The sequence below is a fragment of the Ruegeria sp. B1 genome, from assembly GCF_056535885.1.
On sequence record NZ_JBQFJA010000001.1, the window covers coordinates 2,408,929 to 2,426,021 of the forward strand.

Annotated in this window: 15 protein-coding genes; 8 read left to right on the top strand and 7 right to left on the bottom strand. The window is 58.1% G+C overall.

Annotated features, from left to right (window positions below):
- Positions 1-65 precede the first annotated feature (65 nt).
- From prfB to ACR3ES_RS11925, 4 genes are all read left to right on the top strand, one after another.
- Positions 66-1,193, top strand: a complete 1,128-nt coding sequence (gene prfB / locus ACR3ES_RS11910; RefSeq protein ID WP_170432622.1) for a peptide chain release factor 2 — start codon at positions 66-68, stop codon at positions 1,191-1,193.
- A 77-nt stretch (positions 1,194-1,270) separates the two neighbouring features.
- Positions 1,271-1,900 (top strand): M50 family metallopeptidase, encoded by a 630-nt coding sequence (locus ACR3ES_RS11915; protein ID WP_480425389.1) that lies wholly within the window; start codon positions 1,271-1,273, stop codon positions 1,898-1,900.
- Between the two features lie 121 nt (positions 1,901-2,021).
- The gene (locus ACR3ES_RS11920) at positions 2,022-3,422 is read left to right on the top strand and encodes an amidase (protein ID WP_170432619.1); all 1,401 of its coding nucleotides are present in this window, start codon (positions 2,022-2,024) and stop codon (positions 3,420-3,422) included.
- A gap of 26 nt (positions 3,423-3,448) precedes the next feature.
- Positions 3,449-4,231, top strand: a complete 783-nt coding sequence (locus ACR3ES_RS11925; RefSeq protein ID WP_170432616.1) for a DUF2189 domain-containing protein — start codon at positions 3,449-3,451, stop codon at positions 4,229-4,231.
- 51 nt (positions 4,232-4,282) lie between these two features.
- On the opposite strand, the gene ACR3ES_RS11930 is transcribed toward ACR3ES_RS11925, so the two are convergent.
- From ACR3ES_RS11930 to ACR3ES_RS11945, 4 genes are all read right to left on the bottom strand, one after another.
- Positions 4,283-5,020, bottom strand: coding sequence for a helix-turn-helix domain-containing protein (locus ACR3ES_RS11930; RefSeq protein WP_170432613.1), 738 nt, complete (start codon positions 5,018-5,020; stop codon positions 4,283-4,285).
- Between the two features lie 318 nt (positions 5,021-5,338).
- Entirely contained in the window at positions 5,339-5,899 is a 561-nt protein-coding gene (gene ilvN / locus ACR3ES_RS11935) for an acetolactate synthase small subunit (protein ID WP_170432610.1), read from the bottom strand.
- 4 nt (positions 5,900-5,903) lie between these two features.
- Positions 5,904-6,509 carry a hypothetical protein gene (locus tag ACR3ES_RS11940; RefSeq protein WP_170432590.1) on the bottom strand — a complete coding sequence of 202 codons (606 nt, stop codon included), beginning with the start codon at positions 6,507-6,509 and terminating at the stop codon, positions 5,904-5,906.
- Complete coding sequence (locus ACR3ES_RS11945) at positions 6,506-8,257, bottom strand: acetolactate synthase 3 large subunit (protein ID WP_170432586.1); 1,752 nt, start codon at positions 8,255-8,257, stop codon at positions 6,506-6,508. Before ACR3ES_RS11945 ends, ACR3ES_RS11940 begins: the two co-directional genes overlap by 4 nt.
- A gap of 422 nt (positions 8,258-8,679) precedes the next feature.
- Between ACR3ES_RS11945 and ACR3ES_RS11950 the strand changes: the two genes are divergently transcribed.
- Complete coding sequence (locus tag ACR3ES_RS11950) at positions 8,680-9,525, top strand: HalD/BesD family halogenase (protein WP_170432583.1); 846 nt, start codon at positions 8,680-8,682, stop codon at positions 9,523-9,525.
- Here the strand turns inward: ACR3ES_RS11950 and ACR3ES_RS11955 are convergent.
- From ACR3ES_RS11955 to ACR3ES_RS11965, 3 genes are read right to left on the bottom strand one after another with little or no spacing between them, the layout of a single operon-like run.
- On the bottom strand, positions 9,510-10,205 hold the full coding sequence (locus ACR3ES_RS11955) for a phosphotransferase (protein ID WP_480425575.1): 696 nt from the start codon (positions 10,203-10,205) through the stop codon (positions 9,510-9,512). The genes ACR3ES_RS11950 and ACR3ES_RS11955 overlap by 16 nt on opposite strands.
- Before the next feature lie 26 nt (positions 10,206-10,231).
- On the bottom strand, positions 10,232-10,879 hold the full coding sequence (locus ACR3ES_RS11960) for a response regulator transcription factor (RefSeq protein WP_170432578.1): 648 nt from the start codon (positions 10,877-10,879) through the stop codon (positions 10,232-10,234).
- Positions 10,876-12,309: a cache domain-containing protein gene (locus tag ACR3ES_RS11965; RefSeq protein WP_170432575.1), complete on the bottom strand. Its 1,434-nt coding sequence runs from the start codon at positions 12,307-12,309 to the stop codon at positions 10,876-10,878. The genes ACR3ES_RS11960 and ACR3ES_RS11965 overlap by 4 nt, the downstream gene beginning before the upstream one ends.
- Before the next feature lie 247 nt (positions 12,310-12,556).
- On the opposite strand from ACR3ES_RS11965, the gene ACR3ES_RS11970 reads away from it, so the two are divergent.
- From ACR3ES_RS11970 to ACR3ES_RS11980, 3 genes are all read left to right on the top strand, one after another.
- A complete protein-coding gene (locus tag ACR3ES_RS11970; protein WP_170432572.1) occupies positions 12,557-13,639 on the top strand; it encodes a TRAP transporter substrate-binding protein DctP in 1,083 nt (360 codons plus the stop codon).
- 120 nt (positions 13,640-13,759) lie between these two features.
- The gene (locus ACR3ES_RS11975; RefSeq protein WP_170433122.1) at positions 13,760-14,686 is read left to right on the top strand and encodes a TRAP transporter small permease subunit; all 927 of its coding nucleotides are present in this window, start codon (positions 13,760-13,762) and stop codon (positions 14,684-14,686) included.
- A 17-nt stretch (positions 14,687-14,703) separates the two neighbouring features.
- On the top strand, positions 14,704-17,058 hold the full coding sequence (locus tag ACR3ES_RS11980; protein WP_170432568.1) for a TRAP transporter large permease subunit: 2,355 nt from the start codon (positions 14,704-14,706) through the stop codon (positions 17,056-17,058).
- The last annotated feature ends 35 nt before the right edge of the window (positions 17,059-17,093 follow it).

The following is a 17,093-nucleotide window of genomic DNA, read 5'->3' on the forward strand; positions in this document are numbered from 1 at the left end:
TGTCTTGTGGTGACCTGCGCCTCTTGCTATCACGCAGGCCTGATTGAGCAAGTTGGGACCTGACCATGCGCGCCGAAACCCAAAACACTGTGGCGGAAATCGAAAAATCGCTAGAACTGCTGGCGCAGCGCATGGACTATGAGACCGCGCCGCACCGGTTGGAGGAGTTCAACGCGCGCGTCGAGGACCCGAACCTCTGGGACAGCCCGGAGAACGCGCAGAAACTGATGCGTGACCGTCAGATGCTGGTCGATGCCATCGAGACTTACGAGTCGATCAAAACCGACCTCAACGACAATGTTGAACTGATCGAACTCGGTGAGATGGAAGAGGACGATGAGGTCGTTCAGGACGCCGAAGACGCCATCCGGAAACTGCAGGCCAAAGCAGCGAAAAAAGAGCTTGAGGCGCTGTTGGATGGCGAGGCTGACGGCAACGATACCTTTCTCGAGATCAATTCAGGCGCAGGTGGGACTGAGAGTTGCGACTGGGCGTCGATGCTGGCGCGGATGTATGTGCGCTGGGCCGAGAAGAAAGGTTACACGGTCGAACTGCAGTCAGAGACGGCGGGCGAAGAGGCGGGGATCAAATCCGCCGCGTACAAGATTTCGGGTCACAATGCCTATGGGTGGTTGAAATCGGAAAGCGGCGTGCATCGCCTGGTACGGATTTCGCCTTTTGACTCGGCGGCCAAGCGGCACACCTCGTTCAGTTCTGTCTGGGTCTATCCTGTGGTGGACGACAATATCGAGATCGACGTAAACCCGTCGGATATTCGGATCGATACCTATCGATCCTCGGGCGCGGGTGGTCAGCACGTGAACACCACGGACTCGGCCGTTCGGATCACGCATATCCCGACCGGGATCGTCGTGACGAGTTCTGAGAAATCGCAGCACCAGAACCGTGATATTGCCATGAAGGCCCTGAAATCACGCCTGTACCAGCAGGAACTGGACCGTCGCAACGCCGAGATCAATGCGGCGCATGAGGCGAAGGGCGATGCAGGATGGGGCAACCAGATCCGGTCGTATGTCCTGCAGCCCTACCAGATGGTCAAGGACCTGCGAACCAATCACGAAACCTCAGACACCAAGGGCGTGTTGGACGGCGATCTGGACGAATTCATGGCCGCCACGCTGGCGCTGAACGTCGCTGGCAAAAGCCGCTCCGAGGCTCAGGGCGAGGAATGATGCGCGGCGTGCGGACCCCGCGTTCATGACATTCGTAAAAGGCCACTGGCAGCTGATCCTGATCACAGGTCTGGTGCGTGTTCTGGTCGATGCCGGTTGTGTTGCCGCTGAAAATCCTGGTGGTGTTCCTGCACGAGCTGTCGCATGGCCTTGCGGCGCTTGTAACCGGCGGGTCCGTCGAGCGCATTTCGGTTTCAATCCATCAGGGCGGCTATGCGGTGACGCGCGGTGGAAACTTGTTTCTGATCCTCAGTGCGGGATATCTGGGTTCGCTCCTTTTGGGTCTGGGGCTACTGGCGGTTGCCTTGCGGTCCCACGCGGACAGGGCTGTACTGGGCGCATTTGGTGCCGTCATGCTGCTGGTGACTGTGCTCTACATCCGCGAGCCTTTTGCAATGGCGTTCTGCGGCGCAGTGGGGCTGGGGATGTTGGTTATGGCCCGATACCTGCAGCGCGGGGTCTGCGACATGGTTTTGCGGATCATTGGCCTGACCAGCATGATTTATGTGCCTTATGACATTTTCGATGACACGATCCGCCGCTCCCATCTGCGGTCAGACGCCTTTATGCTGGCGGAAAACTTTGGCGGGACAACGATCCTGTGGGGTGGATTGTGGTTGGTGCTCAGCCTTGTGGTGATCGTCTTCGGTTTGAAATCCATGCTGGGCCGCGACAGCAATTTGCGCTTTGATGTCAAGGTTGGATGACGATCAGTTCGCCCTGGTTCGCTCCAATGGCCTATTTCTGAAAAGATAAATCTAAACAACGGGTTTAAATGCCATCGACCCGTCGCTAGGCTGCGTGTGAACAGCAGATGGACGCATTCGAGTGGATCTGACACGCAGATCAGCAACCGACCTTTTGGCCGACCTGAGCAACCGACGGTGTTCGGCCTCGGATGTGATGGGGGCGACGTTGGATCGCATCCATCAGATCAACCGTCAGGTCAACGCGCTTGTCGCCCTGCGGGATGAGACGGATTTGATGGCCGAGGCTCAGGCAATGGATGCCGGGCCTATCCGCGGGCCACTTCACGGCCTGCCGATTGCGGTCAAGGATCTGGTCAACGTGGCCGGCATCGTTTCGTCGCAGGGCTCGCCGATCTATCGCAACCATGTTCCGGACCGCGATGACCTGATCGCTGCGCGTATGCGGGAGGCCGGGGCGATCCTGATCGGTAAGACCAACACGCCGGAGTTTGGGTTGGGTTCTCACACCTTCAATCCCGTCTACGGGGCAACGCGCAACCCTTATGAGGCATCTAAAACCTGCGGCGGGTCGTCCGGTGGGGCGGCTGTCGCCCTGGCAACCGGTATGGTGGCTCTTGCTGATGGGTCCGACATGATGGGCAGCCTGCGCAACCCCGCCGCTTGGAACAATGTTTACGGGTTCCGACCGTCATGGGGCCGAGTGCCGCCTGACCCGGTGGGCGATGCGTTTCTGCATCAGCTCTCCACGCTTGGACCCATGGCACGCAGCCCCGAAGATCTGGGGCTTTTGCTGGATGTGATATCCGGTCCTGATCCGCGCTTGCCGCTGGTCGGGCCTGGCACCGCCGTCTCGCCTGTTGAGGCGGCCGATCTTGCCAGCGTTCGGATCGGCTGGCTTGGAGATTGGGGCGGTGCCTTTCCGATGGAAGACGGGGTTCTGAGCGTCTGTCAGGATGCCTTGCGGGTTTTTGAAGAGCTTGGCGCCCATGTGGAGGCTGTGGCGCCGCCTTTTCATGCCGAAGAGATTTGGGAGAGCTGGATTGCCTTGAGGTCCTGGGGTGTCGCGGCCGGGTTGGAGCCTTTGACGGAGCAGCGCGCCTCTTTGAAAGACACCGCACAATGGGAACTGGACTGCGGACTGGCCATGAGTGCTATGGATGTTCACCACGCCAGTGTGACACGGTCCGAGTGGTTCCGTGCGGCGGCGAAACTGTTCGAAAGCTACGACGCGCTGGTTCTGCCTGCGGCGCAGGTCTGGCCCTTCGACATCGAAACACCATACCCCACGGAAATCGCGAGTCGCGCCATGGACACCTATCATAGGTGGATGCATGTGACCCTGCCGGTCAGCCTGATCGGGTTGCCCTGTCTGGCGGCCCCTGCAGGGTTTGGAGCCAACGGTTTGCCGATGGGAATTCAGCTGTTCGGACAGCGCGGCGCGGATGCACGCCTGTTGTCGCTTGGGGCGGCCTATCACGCCGCGACGGAATGGCCGCAAAAGCGACCGGCACTGGCCTAACGCGTTAATCGGAGGAGAAACAGACTATGGAAAGACCCTTTGGTGTTCCTCAGATGCGGCCGGTCAATGCCGCGATGCTGCGCACTGCGCTCGGACAGGCCTGGGTGGATTTTCGGCAGGCGCCGCAATTTGGTCTGATGTTTGCGGGCTTTTACGTCCTGGCTGGATGGGCCATGGCTTGGGTTACGGTTCAGACCGGCACGACATACTGGCTGGTGCTTGCGGCCATCGGCTTCCCCCTGATTGGGCCGTTTGCTGCGGTCGGGTTGTACGAGGTGTCCAACCGGCTGGAAAAGGGAGAACCGTTGGATTTCGGGGCGATTTTTGGCGTGGTGCTGCAGCAAAGTCGCCGCCAGTTGCCGTCAATCTGCGCCATCATTGTGGTGATGTTCCTGTTCTGGTTTTTTCTTGGCCACATGATCTTTGCGCTCTTCATGGGTTTGACGACGATGACCAACGTGTCGACCTCGCTGGAGGTGTTTCTGACACCCAACGGTCTGACCATGCTGGCGGTTGGAACAGCCGTCGGTGCCGTTTTTGCGGTTCTGCTGTACATGCTGACGGTCTTGTCGATTCCGATGTTGCTGGACCGTGAACTGGATTTTGTCACGGCGATGATCACAAGCTACTCTTATGTCGCAGCCAACCTGCCGCTTATGCTGGGATGGGGCGCGTTTATCGCGGTTTTGACCTTTGTCTCGATGATCCCGTGGTTTCTGGGGCTTCTGGTGGTGTTGCCGTTACTGGGACATGCAAGCTGGCACCTGTATCGTCAGATCACGCAGGGTGGGGAACACGATACGGTATAGAGACACGGCCGGTGATTGGCCCGAGCAATCTCTGGCCCAATGTGCGGAGCGTCAGGCCCGAGCCAGGCCCCGGCCGGTTTTTCGGGCTGTTTCAAATACCGCCTGGGCGTCTTGCCCGAGATGTCGAAACGTTACCAGGGTTGCATCGCGGTCTTTTGGCAGGGGGTCGGACAGTCCGATCATCCGCCCTTGCCAATGGTCGGTGCCGGACTCCTCTCCCTGCACAATCAGATAAAGCCGACTGTTCAGGCCGTTCCTACATGACATCAGAATGCAGAACTGGTCCCCCACGCTGGCCGCGATTCCCCGCATTTCGCGATCCGGAGGTGCGGCAGAGGGCATTGCCGCGCGCGCCGCATAGGCGCGCACGAGTGTGCATTGCGGAAGCTGCTGGGCATGGATCAAACCCAGCCGCGCTGTCGTGGTCTGGGCAGGCTTGCTTTCTTCGACCGCATAAAACCCGGGTAGGAATGTCTGGCTACTCGACGTGTCCAAATCGGACCAAAAAAAATCTGTCAGGCCCGAAACCGCCTGTGGCTGAGGTGAGGATACAATGTCGTCCAGCGGTTTCAGAAGAATGCGCGCATCCGTATCAAAAAACCGGCAAATCCGGTCCAAAACATCGGGGCGTGGAAAGCTCTCACCGCCCAGATATCTGTTGAACTGGGTTCGGTTGATACCAAGCTGGCGGCACAGCCCGGACACAGTTGGGTATTGTTGCGCCAATTGCCTCAGGTTTGCGCCGAACATAGCACGTAACTCTGCCGGACTGCGGATATCGTCGGTCATGGCTGTCCCAAACCTCAGTATTTATTATTTGGCAAAAAATACGACAACGTCGGACCGCAGGCGGACGCGCGTCAGCAATCGTAAAGATGGCCCATGGCGATGTATCCCCACATCGCGCGGGCGAAGCTACTCCACAAATAGGCGAACGCAATAGGCTTTATCGGAAAAAGCGTGATCTTTTAAGCGAAAATTAAACAATATTGCTCGTTTGTGCGCAGATCTGCACACTACGATGGGACGTTTTCTTTAGGAAGGTCGCGAAATCAGCCCGCGCGCCAATCAGCTAAATCTGATCCGGGGCGCGGGTATATTTATCGATTAATCACCGCGCAGCAGGGCGGCAACGCCGGTGCGGGCAATCTCGATCAGTCCCAAAGGACGCATCAGATCGGCAAATGCGTCGATCTTGTCGGGTGCGCCGGTGATCTCGAAGATGAACGAGTTCAGCGTGCTGTCGACCACGTTGGCCCGGAAGATATCTGCCAGCCGCAATGCCTCGACCCGTTTGTCACCTTCACTGACAACCTTGATGATCGCCAGTTCCCGCTCGACCGAGGGGCCTTCGACGGTGAGGTCATGTACATCCCGGACCGAGACGATCCGACCCAGTTGCGCCTTGATCTGCTCGATCACCTGAGGCGTACCGGTTGTGACGATGGTGATGCGGCTGAGATGGCCGGTATGGTCTACCTCGGCGACGGTCAGGCTTTCGATGTTGTAGCCACGTCCCGAGAACAGGCCGATCACACGGGCCAGAACACCGGGTTCGTTTTCGACCAGAACCGCAATCGTGTGCCGTTCCTGCACGTCCGAAAACGTGGGCCTTAGGTTGTAAGCTGAATGGCGGGTGGAGCCTTTTTTGATATGTAGTGCAGACATGTTGCTACCGTATCTCATTTTCAGTGAAATAGTCAGAGTTGCCGGGGGCAATTTCGTCGGCAACTTCGTTCCAGAAAGCGGTTACTTCCACACCGCGAAGTCGGGTCGGATAACGACCCTGACCAACCCCTGAGATGTCGCCGCGGAAGAGCTGGCTTTCGCTCAGCACGAGAAATAGGTCGTCGGGTTTGCGGCACGTCGCCGATATTGGACGGGTCGGGTACGTTGTGCACAACTGCGGGTATGTCGGGCCGGACTTTTTGACATCCCACGTCCCTTGAATGACTTCTGTTGAAGCGGATGTCGCCCGAAACACTCGACCATCGCTGCTGAAGTATTCCACGGCACTGGCGATGGCTTCGGCCTGTCCCCGTTCATTTGGTGGCGGGACCTCTTGGTACATATTTCCGTCACTTCCAAGATACTGGTAGACCTTAGAGATCAACGTTGTATCGCTGTACACTGTTCGTGCCTTCTCGACGGTGTTCACTTCTTGGTAGGCAGGCAAATGGGAGTCTTGGGGGAGGTAAAACAGGAACGGCCTTTCGCACCCCGCAACAAGCATGGCACTGACCAGCAATGCCGCTGCAATCGAACCCTTCGATATCATACAAGCACCGACCCTTTGGAATCGATCACGCCCTGCGTCTCAGATTCGCCCAGCAGCATCTCGTTATGCGCCTTGCCCGACGGGATCATCGGGAAGCAGTTTTCGTGCTTTTCAACCAGACAGTCGAAGATCACCGGACCATCATGGTTGATCATTTCCATGATTGCGTCATCCAGATCGGCCGGATCGGAACACAGTATGCCCTTGGCACCAAAAGCCTCGGCCAGCTTAACGAAATCGGGCAGAGCCTCGGACCACGAGTGCGAATACCGCTCGCCATGCAGCAACTCCTGCCACTGGCGGACCATGCCCAGACGTTCGTTGTTCAGGATGAACTGTTTGACGGGCAGGCGATACTGTACGGCGGTGCCCATCTCCTGCATGTTCATCAGCCATGAGGCCTCGCCTGCGACGTTGATCACCAGAGCGTCCGGGTGCGCCATCTGCACGCCGATGGAGGCCGGGAAGCCATAACCCATCGTGCCGAGACCGCCCGAGGTCATCCAGCGGTTGGGGTCTTCGAACCCAAGATATTGCGCCGCCCACATTTGGTGCTGACCAACCTCGGTCGTGATGTAACGGTCGTGTTTTTTGGTCAGCTCTTCCAGACGCACCAACGCATGCTGTGGCTTGATCGACTTCTCGCTCGCGGTGTAGGCGAGGCAGTTGATCTTGCGCCAGTCGGCAATCTGGGTCTGCCATTGCTTTACACTGGCGGCGTCGGTTTTGCGACCGCGGGCTTTCCAGATTTTCAGGATGTCTTCCAGAACATGCGCAACGTCGCCCACAATCGGGATGTCCACCCGGATCACCTTGTTGATCGACGAGGGGTCGATATCAACATGTGCCTTCTTCGAGTTCGGCGAGAAGGCGTCGATCCGGCCAGTGATCCGGTCATCGAACCGCGCGCCGATATTGATCATCAGATCGCAGTCGTGCATCGCCATGTTGGCTTCATAGAGGCCATGCATGCCCAGCATGCCCAGCCAGTTCTTGCCCGATGCCGGATAGGCGCCCAGACCCATCAGGGTTGATGTGATCGGAAAACCGGTTGCGTCCACCAGTTCCCGCAACAATTGGCTTGCTGCCGGCCCCGAGTTGATGACCCCGCCGCCAGTATAGAATATGGGCTTCTTTGCCGTTTCCATCGCCGCGACCAGTTCCGTGATCTCCTCTAGATCGCCTTTCAGAACCGGTTGATAATGCGAGCTCGACGGTTTCGGGGCGCTGTAGTCGCCTGTCGCAAACTGAACATCTTTGGGAATGTCGACCAGCACCGGACCCGGACGGCCCGAGGTGGCGACATGGAACGCCTCGTGCATCGTCGCAGGCAGCGAATTCGTGTCCTTGACCAGCCAGTTGTGTTTCGTACACGGGCGGGTGATCCCGACCGTATCGGCCTCCTGAAACGCGTCCGAGCCGATCATGAAGGTCGGAACCTGACCGGTCAGCACCACGATCGGGATCGAGTCCATCAGCGCATCCGTCAGGCCGGTCACGGCATTTGTCGCACCGGGACCGGAGGTCACAAGCGCAACGCCCGGCTTGCCGGTCGCGCGGGCATAGCCTTCGGCGGCGTGCACCGCACCCTGTTCGTGGCGCACCAGAATGTGACGAATGTCATTTTGCAGAAAGATCTCGTCATAGATCGGTAGGACGGCGCCGCCGGGATACCCGAATACCGTGTCCACGCCCTGATCCTTGAGGGCCTGAACAACCATTTTTGCGCCGGTCATCTCACGTGTCATCTGCTTTGCTCCGTTCGCGACATGTGTCTTGCGTTTCGCATAAAAAAAGCCCCCGAAGTTTCGGAGGCGCATGGGTTCGATTATGGTTTACCGTTACCGGCCCATGCGCTTGGTTCCTACGATTACGACTAGCGTTCTCATCGCCAGAGGCTCCTTTCAGCTTGATCGCGACCTTATGGGTGGTCGCAGGGGGCGTCAACAGGCAATTGCACCAATTTTCTATCTCAGAGGCATGTTTTTGCGACACTTTGTTGCGCAGATTGTCGCATTACCAAAATTTCTGTGAACGACATCGGTTGGTATGCCGAAAAGTATCGGCCCCAATGTGTCAAAAAGCGTCAGAGCGATGTCCGAAACAGGCATGATTACCCCCTTTTTTTGCGCAACCCTGATCAGGACGGAACCACATAAGGAGGCGCAGTGTGTTGCACGATCTGGTGGATCTGGGGCGATATCCGATCGATTGCCCGGACTCGGTGGCCTATGACCAGTTGATCGGTGATTTGCGGCGTGAACTGGATCGCGACGGCTGCGCGGTCCTGCCGGGCTTTGTCCATTCCGCCGGTCTTGAGGTACTGCTGCACGAGGCGGAAGCGGTTGCCGCGCAGGCGCATCGTTCGTTCACCCGCACCAATGCCTATTTCACCCAAGACGATCCCAGCTATGGCGCGGCGCACCCGATCCGGCGGTTTTATGAGCGATCCAATGCCTTTGTGCCAGCAGACAATTTTCCGGCGTCGGGACCCTTGCGGCGCATCTATGAGTTTGATGGCTTCCTGCCCTTTATCCGTGCGGCCCTTGACGAGCCCGTAGACCGGTTCTTTCGGTACGATGATCCCCTGGCCGACGTGATTATCAACGTGGTGGAAGAGGGGCAGGGCTTTCCGTGGCATTTCGACACCAACAATTACACTGTGACGCTGGCCATTCAGAACGGCCAGACCGGCGGCGCGTTTGAATACGTGCCGAACCTGCGCAATTCAGAGGACGAAAATTTTGACGCCGTCGCCTCGGTTCTGGATGGCAATATGGCGCGGGTTCGCACGCTGGACTTGCAGCCGGGCGATTTGCAGATCTTCAAGGGCCGGTATTCCCTGCATCGCGTGGCGCCGGTTTGGGGGACGCGCAGCCGCTATGTGGGGATTTTTTCCTTTGTCGAGGCCGAAGGGATGTGTGGCGGGATCGAGCGGACCCGGCAGCTTTATGGCCGGGTCTTGCCGCACCACTACAAGCGTGAAGGTGTCAGACGGGATCAGTTGTTGGATTGAGTATTCACAATTTGATCCAGTCTTTGGGCGAGAGCTTTGGCACGTTGGGGTTCGATGGTCCAGCAGCAAGCGACCTCCCACGCCAATCTGGCATTTTGCGATATGCTAGACCCCCCTTTCGGCGCTTCGAACGATGCCGCATCCTTCCTCGATTCATCCCAGTCTATGAGCGTCAAAACTCCTTGCGGAGTCACAATCGCATTTGCTGCCGTTAGGTCGCCGTGCAATGCGACCTCAGGTTCCCAGGGGATCAGCGACCATGCTTGCCTGCACAGATCAACGATCCTGTCAGGCATTACCCTTAGGTCTATATCGCCCCCCTGATCGAGATGTGCCAAATCGCGAGGGGAAACCTGTTCCGGCCGTTGTGGCCAGTGGCGTGTGGTAGCGTGCAAGTGATCAATACATGACGTAACCCGGGACAGATCCGCTTTGCGGGCACGCGCGCCGGGAACAAATGTCTCAAGCGTCCAGCCGTTCACAACCTTGCCACCGTTGGCAGCAGCTAAGAGATGGGGTGTATTGATGCCACATGCACGGGCTTGTCGCATCAATTGCGACATCCAATCGACTGAGGCTTCTGATCTACGACTGGATTTTGCGACATGCCGGATTCCGTTTACTTCAACCATCCAGACAGAATTGCGATGACCGCCTTGAAGCGGGCGAAGCACGCGCACGTCACCAAAACCGGTCAGATCAGGTTTCAAAAACCGCTACCGGTGCCCTGAAGCACACCGTGTTCCATCGCGTAACGTGTTAAACCCGCGGTGGAAGAAATACCAAGCTTGCGTTTGATGTTCTTTCGGTGCGTTTCGACCGTGCGCACCGAGATATCCAGCACCTGTGCAACTTCCTTGTTGGATTTACCTTGAGCGAGTTCCAGCAGGATGGTCTGCTCACGCCCGGTCAGCGCCTCGCGGGCGTTGAGCCCTTTCGGTTTTAACGAACCGCTGGCCCCGGTGCATAGATATTGTTCACCCCGCATGACCGCGTCTATGGCCTGCTTAATCTCTTCGGTGGGCACGTCCTTGAGCACATACCCCTTGGCCCCGTGGCTGAGGGCAGTGGAGATATACTCCGGGCTATCATGCATCGACAGGATCAGGATGCGGGTGTCGGGCAGGCGTTCGAGGATGATCTCTGTGGCGCTGAGCCCGCCGATCCCGGGCATATTCAGGTCCATCAGAATGACATCCGGCATCAGTTCCGTGCTTTGTTCAACGGCGTCCCGGCCGTTGCTGAGCGTTCCGACCACCTCGATTTCGTCATAGCTTTCGAGGATGGACTGAATACCTTCGGCCACCATCGGGTGGTCATCCACGATAAGAACTCGGATCGTTTCGGCGTTCATGTGCCGGCCTTTCGGTTCGGAGTTGCGTCTTCCTGTGGGGGAAGCAAATGGCTCAGCGGCAGGCTGGCTTCGATCACCGTGCCGCCGCGCGGGCCACGTGATGACAGAATGCGCAGCGATCCGTCAAGCTGCTCGATCCGTTCCTGCATGTTGCGCAGACCAATACCGGTACTGGGCTTGCCGGTTTCGCTGCGTAATCCCTGGCCATTGTCGGTGATGCGCATGGTCGCGCCCTTGGTATGACCACGCAGATCGATTGTAACCCGGGTCGCGCCGGCGTGACGTTCGATATTGGTGAGCGCTTCCTGCGCGATGCGGTAGAGGGCGATCTTGCTGTCCTGATCGAGCCTATTGCGGAACACGACAGTTGAGAATTCCGTCTCGATCCCCGTCCGGTCGCGGAAATCGTCTGTCAGAGCCTTGAGTGCGGGGCCCAGCCCCAGATCGTCCAGAACACCCGGGCGCAGGTCGCGGCTGATGCGCCGCACTTCGGTGATTGCGGTGCCCAGATGCTCGATGCCCTTGTCCAGCGGTACGCGTGCGCCGTCGTCGTCGCCGCGCATCAGGCGGCGGCGGGCATTGTCCAGCGCATAGCGCACCCCCACCAGAATCTGGCTGATCCCGTCATGTAATTCGCGCGCGACGCGGCCGCGTTCTTCTTCCTGCGCGTCAAACACGCGCTGGGTCAGTTCCTTGAGTTTGGCATCTGCCAGCCGCCGTTCACGTATGTTCAGCAACATCCCCGACGCAAATACGATCAGAACGGCAGCCAGGACAATGCCGCCGATATACAGGAAGGTTCTTTGAACCCGCGTTTCGACCTCAGCGCGCGCGTTGGCCACAGTGGCGACGATGTCGTCGATGAACACACCTGTGCCGACGACCCAGCGCCAGTCCTGCAAGCCGACCACATAGGCAATCATCTGCGCTTCTTCCCCGGTCGAAGGCTTTTCCCACATAAAGCTGTGCCAGCCCGCCCCTTGCCGGGCGAGACGAATGAACTCTTCCACAATCGGGGTGCCGTCGCTGTCCGTCAGACCCACCCAGTTTCGATTGATGAACTCGGTCTGGCGCGGGCTGACCAGATTGTTGCCGTCATAGTCGTAGACAAAAAAGAACCCGTCCTGACCGTAAATCATGGCCGACAGGATTTGTGTGACGAGGGTCTTGGCAACCTCATCATCCGGCTCGGCACGTCCGTAGATATAGGCAAACCCGTTGCGGGCCTGCGTCACGTAATTGCGCAGCTCGTCCTTCTTGGCCTCGATCAGACGGCGTTCCAAAGCCTGAATTTCGCGCTCGGCCGTGGCGCGGGATTCATATGCGACCAGTACCGCAATGGCGGCGACCGCCACGATTAGCGGTACTGCGGCCACCAGCGACAGCTTTTGCGCCAGCGTCAGAGAGATCAGATTTCGGAAACCACCCATAGTCGAATCGATACGCAAGCTGGGCCGTAAATGCAAAAAGATTGGGCTTTATCGGGTCCGAATGCGGAAGATCGGGTCTCAATCTGCCATATATCGCGATATTTTGTTGAAAAACGGGCCAGAAACCCGGGGCTCTACGCAGTACTAGGTATTTCCTTTCGAGACCTCTTCAGTAGTGTGGCGCGCACTGAAAGCGACAGGTCCGGACAGTGTCCGGGCAAGAATTACCAAGGGGAGGAACACTCATATGGATCGTCGTTCATTTCTAAAAAAATCCGCGCTGGGCGGTTCGGCTGCTGCAGCAACAGCTCTGGCAGCACCGGCTTATGCGCAGGGTCAGCGCACGCTGACCATGGTCACCTCGTGGGGGCGCGGTCTTGCGGGCGTGTTTGATGCAGCACAGCGCAGTGCCGACAGCATCAACGCAATGTCCGACGGCAGCCTGACGGTTGAGATCAAAGCTGCGGGCGAGCTGGTTGGCGCGTTCGAAGTATTTGATGCCGTATCTTCGGGTCAGGCCGACATGTACCACGCAGCGGACTACTACTTTGTGGGTCAGCATCCGGGCTACGCCTTCTTCACCGCCGTTCCGTTTGGCATGACCGCGCAGGAACTGGTGAACTGGTACTACCATGATGGCGGTATGGAGCTGCATGACGAGCTGGGCTCGATCTTCGGCCTGAAATCTTTCCTGGCCGGTAACACCGGTGCACAGGCGGGTGGCTGGTACGCGAAGGAGATCAACAGCCCGGAAGACTTCCAGGGTCTGAAGTTCCGTATGCCGGGTCTGGGCGGTCAGGCGCTGGGCAAGCTGGGCGCATCGGTTCAGAACATTCCGGGCTCAGAGGTTTATCAGGCGCTGTCCTCGGGCGCGATTGACGGCACCGAGTGGATCGGCCCGTGGGCCGACGAAAAAGCCGGCTTCCAGGAAATCACCAAGACCTATTACACTGCCGGTTTCCATGAGCCGGGTGCGGGTCTGTCTCTGGCGACCAACCGCGACGTGTTTGACAGCCTGACACCGGCGCAGCAGAAGATCATCGAGATCGCCGCCGCCGAAGCGCACCAGTGGAACCTGGCGCAATTCCTGGCCAACAACGGTGCAGCCCTGCAGCGTCTGCAGTCGGGTGGCGTGAAGGTCATGGAATTCCCGGACAGCGTTTGGGATGCCTTTGGTCAGGCCAGCCAGGAAGTGCTGGACGAGAACATGGGCGACGAGTTGTTCAAGCAGATCCACGACAGCGCCATGGACTCGATGGCGTCGTCCTCGGCCTGGCTGAACCTGTCGTCGGGTGCCTACACGGCTCAGCGCGACCGGGTTCGCGGCTAACAGCTGCCTCAACTATCAAACGGTTTCCCCGCAATCGCGGGGAAGCCTTTCCTGTTGTATATGCGCGGTCGCTTCAAGCCGCTATAATCAGCAGTGCAACTGATGCGACCTGGGGACAACATGCAGGACGATAACGGTATCTCGTTTTTCGGCGCCCTGTGGAACGGACTGGTCTGGTTCGTTCAGAACATTGCCGAAGCCTTCTATAATTTCGGATACGCCATCACGCATCCGCAGCTCTGGCTGAACTGGTCGGACAACGAAGCGGTCATGCGCTTTGTCTATTACGGTGGGTCCGTCGAGTTTTTCTTTGTGATCTTCGCTTTGTTTTTGGTTCTGTCCGCCATCGGTCTCTATTACCGGAATTTCATGTGGGGCATGGTGCGGGGGCTGGAGGGCTTTGCCAACACAACCGGGCGGTTCTTTGCCTGGGCGGGCCTGTTGATGGTGATCCAGCAGATCGTGATTGTGTTCATGCAGCGCGTATTTGCGCGGCCGGACATGTCCTTTGGTCTGGGCATTCCGTTCAATCAGGATATCAGCTGGTACGCAGAAGAGCTGAAGCTTTATAACGCAATGGTTGTCTGCCTCTGCTGCACTTACACGTTTGTGCAGGGCGGTCACGTGCGCGTTGACCTCATTTATGCCGGGATCAGTCACCGGGCCAAACGTGTCGTCGACATGCTGGGTGCGGTACTGTTCATGATGCCCATGGCGGTGCTGACCTGGATGTATGGCTGGTACTTCATGTGGCGGCATCTGATCGTGCCGAAACCCTCGGCCAGCGACACGCTGGATCGGCTGATTGCCAAGTCGCGCGCGCTGCGCTGGAATGTCGAAACCATCGGGTTCAGCCCGAACGGTTTCAACGCATATTTCCTGTTTAAAATCTTGCTGGTGCTCTTTGCTGGCATGGTGTTCCTGCATGCGATCGCGTTCCTGTGGCGGTCGTATCTGGAATATGTGGAAGGTCCGGAAAGCGCCGGAAAATACCTAGACAAGGACAGCCTTGGCGACGGTGAAGAAGCCTTTGAAGGCGCACATTAAGGACGGAGACCAAGACAATGCTATTCGGACTTGATGGCGTCGAGATAGGCCTCATTATCGTATTTTTCTGCCTTTTCGGAGGCATCCTGTCCGGTTTTCCAGTGGCCTTTGCCATCGGTGGGGCCGGGGTCATTTCGTTCGGGATCATTGCCGCGCTGGACAGTGCTGGGTTGCTGATCCATCAGGCGATCGACACAAGCTCGCAACTGTATCGCGATTTGGTTGCAACCGGCGTCAAACCCGACACCATATCCGTCTTCCGATACCCGGATTTGCCAAGGATCGGTGAGCCGGTCTTTGTGCAAGGCTGGGAAACCGCACTGGATCGGAACGTGTCCTTCATCGTGAACCGGATGAACGAACGTGTTCTGGCCGGGCAGTCCATTGAGACGCTGCTGGCGGTTTTGATGTTCGTTCTGATGGGTATCACGCTGGAACGGTCGAAGATTGCAAACGATCTGCTGACCACAATGGCGCGGGTGTTCGGCCCGCTGCCGGGCGGTCTGGCGGTGTCGATTGTGGTTGTGGGTGCCTTTCTGGCCGCCTCGACCGGTATTGTCGGTGCAACTGTCGTGACCATGGGTCTGCTGGCCCTTCCGACCATGTTGCGGAACAATTATTCACCGGAGCTGGCAACGGGTGTGATTGCGGCCTCGGGCACGCTGGGACAGATCATCCCTCCGTCGATTGTGATCGTTCTGTTGGGAACGCTGGCTGGCGATCTGTATTCGACGGCGCAGGAAACCCGGGCGGTGACGGCCGGATGTACCGATGCGCTGACGTATCTGGGGGAACCGGCGGTTGTGTCCGTGGGAACGCTGTTTCAGGCGGCTCTGCTGCCCGGGATCATGCTGGCGCTGCTCTACGCGCTCTATGCATTTGGTTACGCTCTGCTCAATCCCGATAAAGCGCCAGCCGTGGAATTGTCTGGCGGGTCCGGCGAAACGATCACCCGGTCCGAGGGTCTGATCTGGCTGCTTGGCGCGCCTGCCGCATTGATCGTTGGCGCGGTCCTACTTGGCAGCGCCGGGGTGATCGGCAGTCAGAATGTCTCTGTTTCGGGGTTCTCTGATGTGGGGCAGGGCGCGTCCTTGCGCACCAATGTGTCCGAGGAATGCCAGGCTTCGATGATCGACCTGCACGGGCAAGCCGCCTGGGATCAGGCGGTTGCCGAGCAGGAAGAGATTGACGCGGCGGGCGGTGTGTCTCAGGCGCAGCGTCTGTCCGAGGAGGAGATAGCAGCCGAACGCGAGGCCAAGATTGCAGGCGCAGCACCGATTGGGAACGGCGTTGCGGTCATTGTTGTCCTGTTGGGCCTGACCCTGGTCCTGGGTCGCGGTATCGCGCCGTCACGATCCCCGCAGCCGCTGATCCTCGGGGCGATTGGTCTGTTGTTGGTGCTGCTGGTCGATGTCCTGTTTGTCGCGCCGACAACCTCATCCGGCGTGACCGTTGTGTATCTGGCCGTTCCCTTCCTACTGGCGCTTTACGGCTGCCGAGAAGCAGCCGCGCGCTGCGCAACAAACGATCTGATCCGGGTGGTCTTCCCGCCTCTGGTTCTGATCATCGCGGTTCTGGGATCGATCCTGGGTGGTATCACCAACCCGACACCCGCCGCTGCGCTGGGCGCTGGCGGGGCCATCATGCTGGCGGCCTATCGAAAGCTGCAGGATCAGGGCAGATCGGGCAAAGTGATTATCTGGTCGACCTTTGCGGTCATCATCTGTCTGCTATTGGGTGTCAATTTCGACTTACGCGTCACTCAGGGTGACGTAACGGCCGAGACCTGGATTGCGTTCATCCTTGCCTATGCAACCTATCTCTACGCCCTGTTCGGTCTGATCTATGGGTGCTGGATTCTGTTCGCAAGCGGCGTGTTGACCCCTGTTGTGCGCGAGACGGCCAAAGTGACCTCGATGGTCTTTACTATCCTCATCGGGTCGCAGCTGCTGAACCTCGTCGTGATCTCCTTCGGGGGCGAGCACTATATCCAGCAATTCCTCAAGAGCTTTGACAACGAGTTCACGGTCTTCCTGATTGTGATGCTGGTACTGTTTATCCTGGGCTTTGTGCTGGATTTCCTCGAGATCATCTACATCGTGATCCCGATTGTGGGCCCGGTGATCTATGGCGGGTCGTTTGATCCGAAATGGGTGACGATTATGGTGGCGGTGAACCTGCAAACCTCGTTCCTGACGCCGCCGTTTGGATTTGCGCTGTTTTATCTGCGTGGCGTTGCACCAAAAGAAGTGACCACGGGTCACATATATCGAGGGATCATACCGTTTGTGGTCATTCAGGTGGTTGGGATTTCGATCCTGTGGTTCTTCCCTACGATTGTGACGATTGTACCCGATCTGATCCCGAACTGATCCGGAACGGTTTTATCAAAAGACCGGGGGCCACG

Excerpts from the sequence above, each read along its gene's own strand:
- prfB (WP_170432622.1), top strand. The coding sequence starts at position 66 with ATGCGCGCCGAAACCCAAAACACTGTGGCGGAAATCGAAAAATCGCTA.
- ACR3ES_RS11945 (WP_170432586.1), bottom strand. The coding sequence starts at position 8,257 with ATGACACGTGAGATGACCGGCGCAAAAATGGTTGTTCAGGCCCTCAAG.
- ACR3ES_RS11980 (WP_170432568.1), top strand. The coding sequence starts at position 14,704 with ATGCTATTCGGACTTGATGGCGTCGAGATAGGCCTCATTATCGTATTT.
- ACR3ES_RS11940 (WP_170432590.1), bottom strand. The coding sequence starts at position 6,509 with ATGATATCGAAGGGTTCGATTGCAGCGGCATTGCTGGTCAGTGCCATG.
- ACR3ES_RS11925 (WP_170432616.1), top strand. The coding sequence starts at position 3,449 with ATGGAAAGACCCTTTGGTGTTCCTCAGATGCGGCCGGTCAATGCCGCG.
- ACR3ES_RS11965 (WP_170432575.1), bottom strand. The coding sequence starts at position 12,309 with ATGGGTGGTTTCCGAAATCTGATCTCTCTGACGCTGGCGCAAAAGCTG.
- ACR3ES_RS11960 (WP_170432578.1), bottom strand. The coding sequence starts at position 10,879 with ATGAACGCCGAAACGATCCGAGTTCTTATCGTGGATGACCACCCGATG.
- ACR3ES_RS11970 (WP_170432572.1), top strand. The coding sequence starts at position 12,557 with ATGGATCGTCGTTCATTTCTAAAAAAATCCGCGCTGGGCGGTTCGGCT.
- ACR3ES_RS11975 (WP_170433122.1), top strand. The coding sequence starts at position 13,760 with ATGCAGGACGATAACGGTATCTCGTTTTTCGGCGCCCTGTGGAACGGA.
- ilvN (WP_170432610.1), bottom strand. The coding sequence starts at position 5,899 with ATGTCTGCACTACATATCAAAAAAGGCTCCACCCGCCATTCAGCTTAC.
- ACR3ES_RS11930 (WP_170432613.1), bottom strand. The coding sequence starts at position 5,020 with ATGACCGACGATATCCGCAGTCCGGCAGAGTTACGTGCTATGTTCGGC.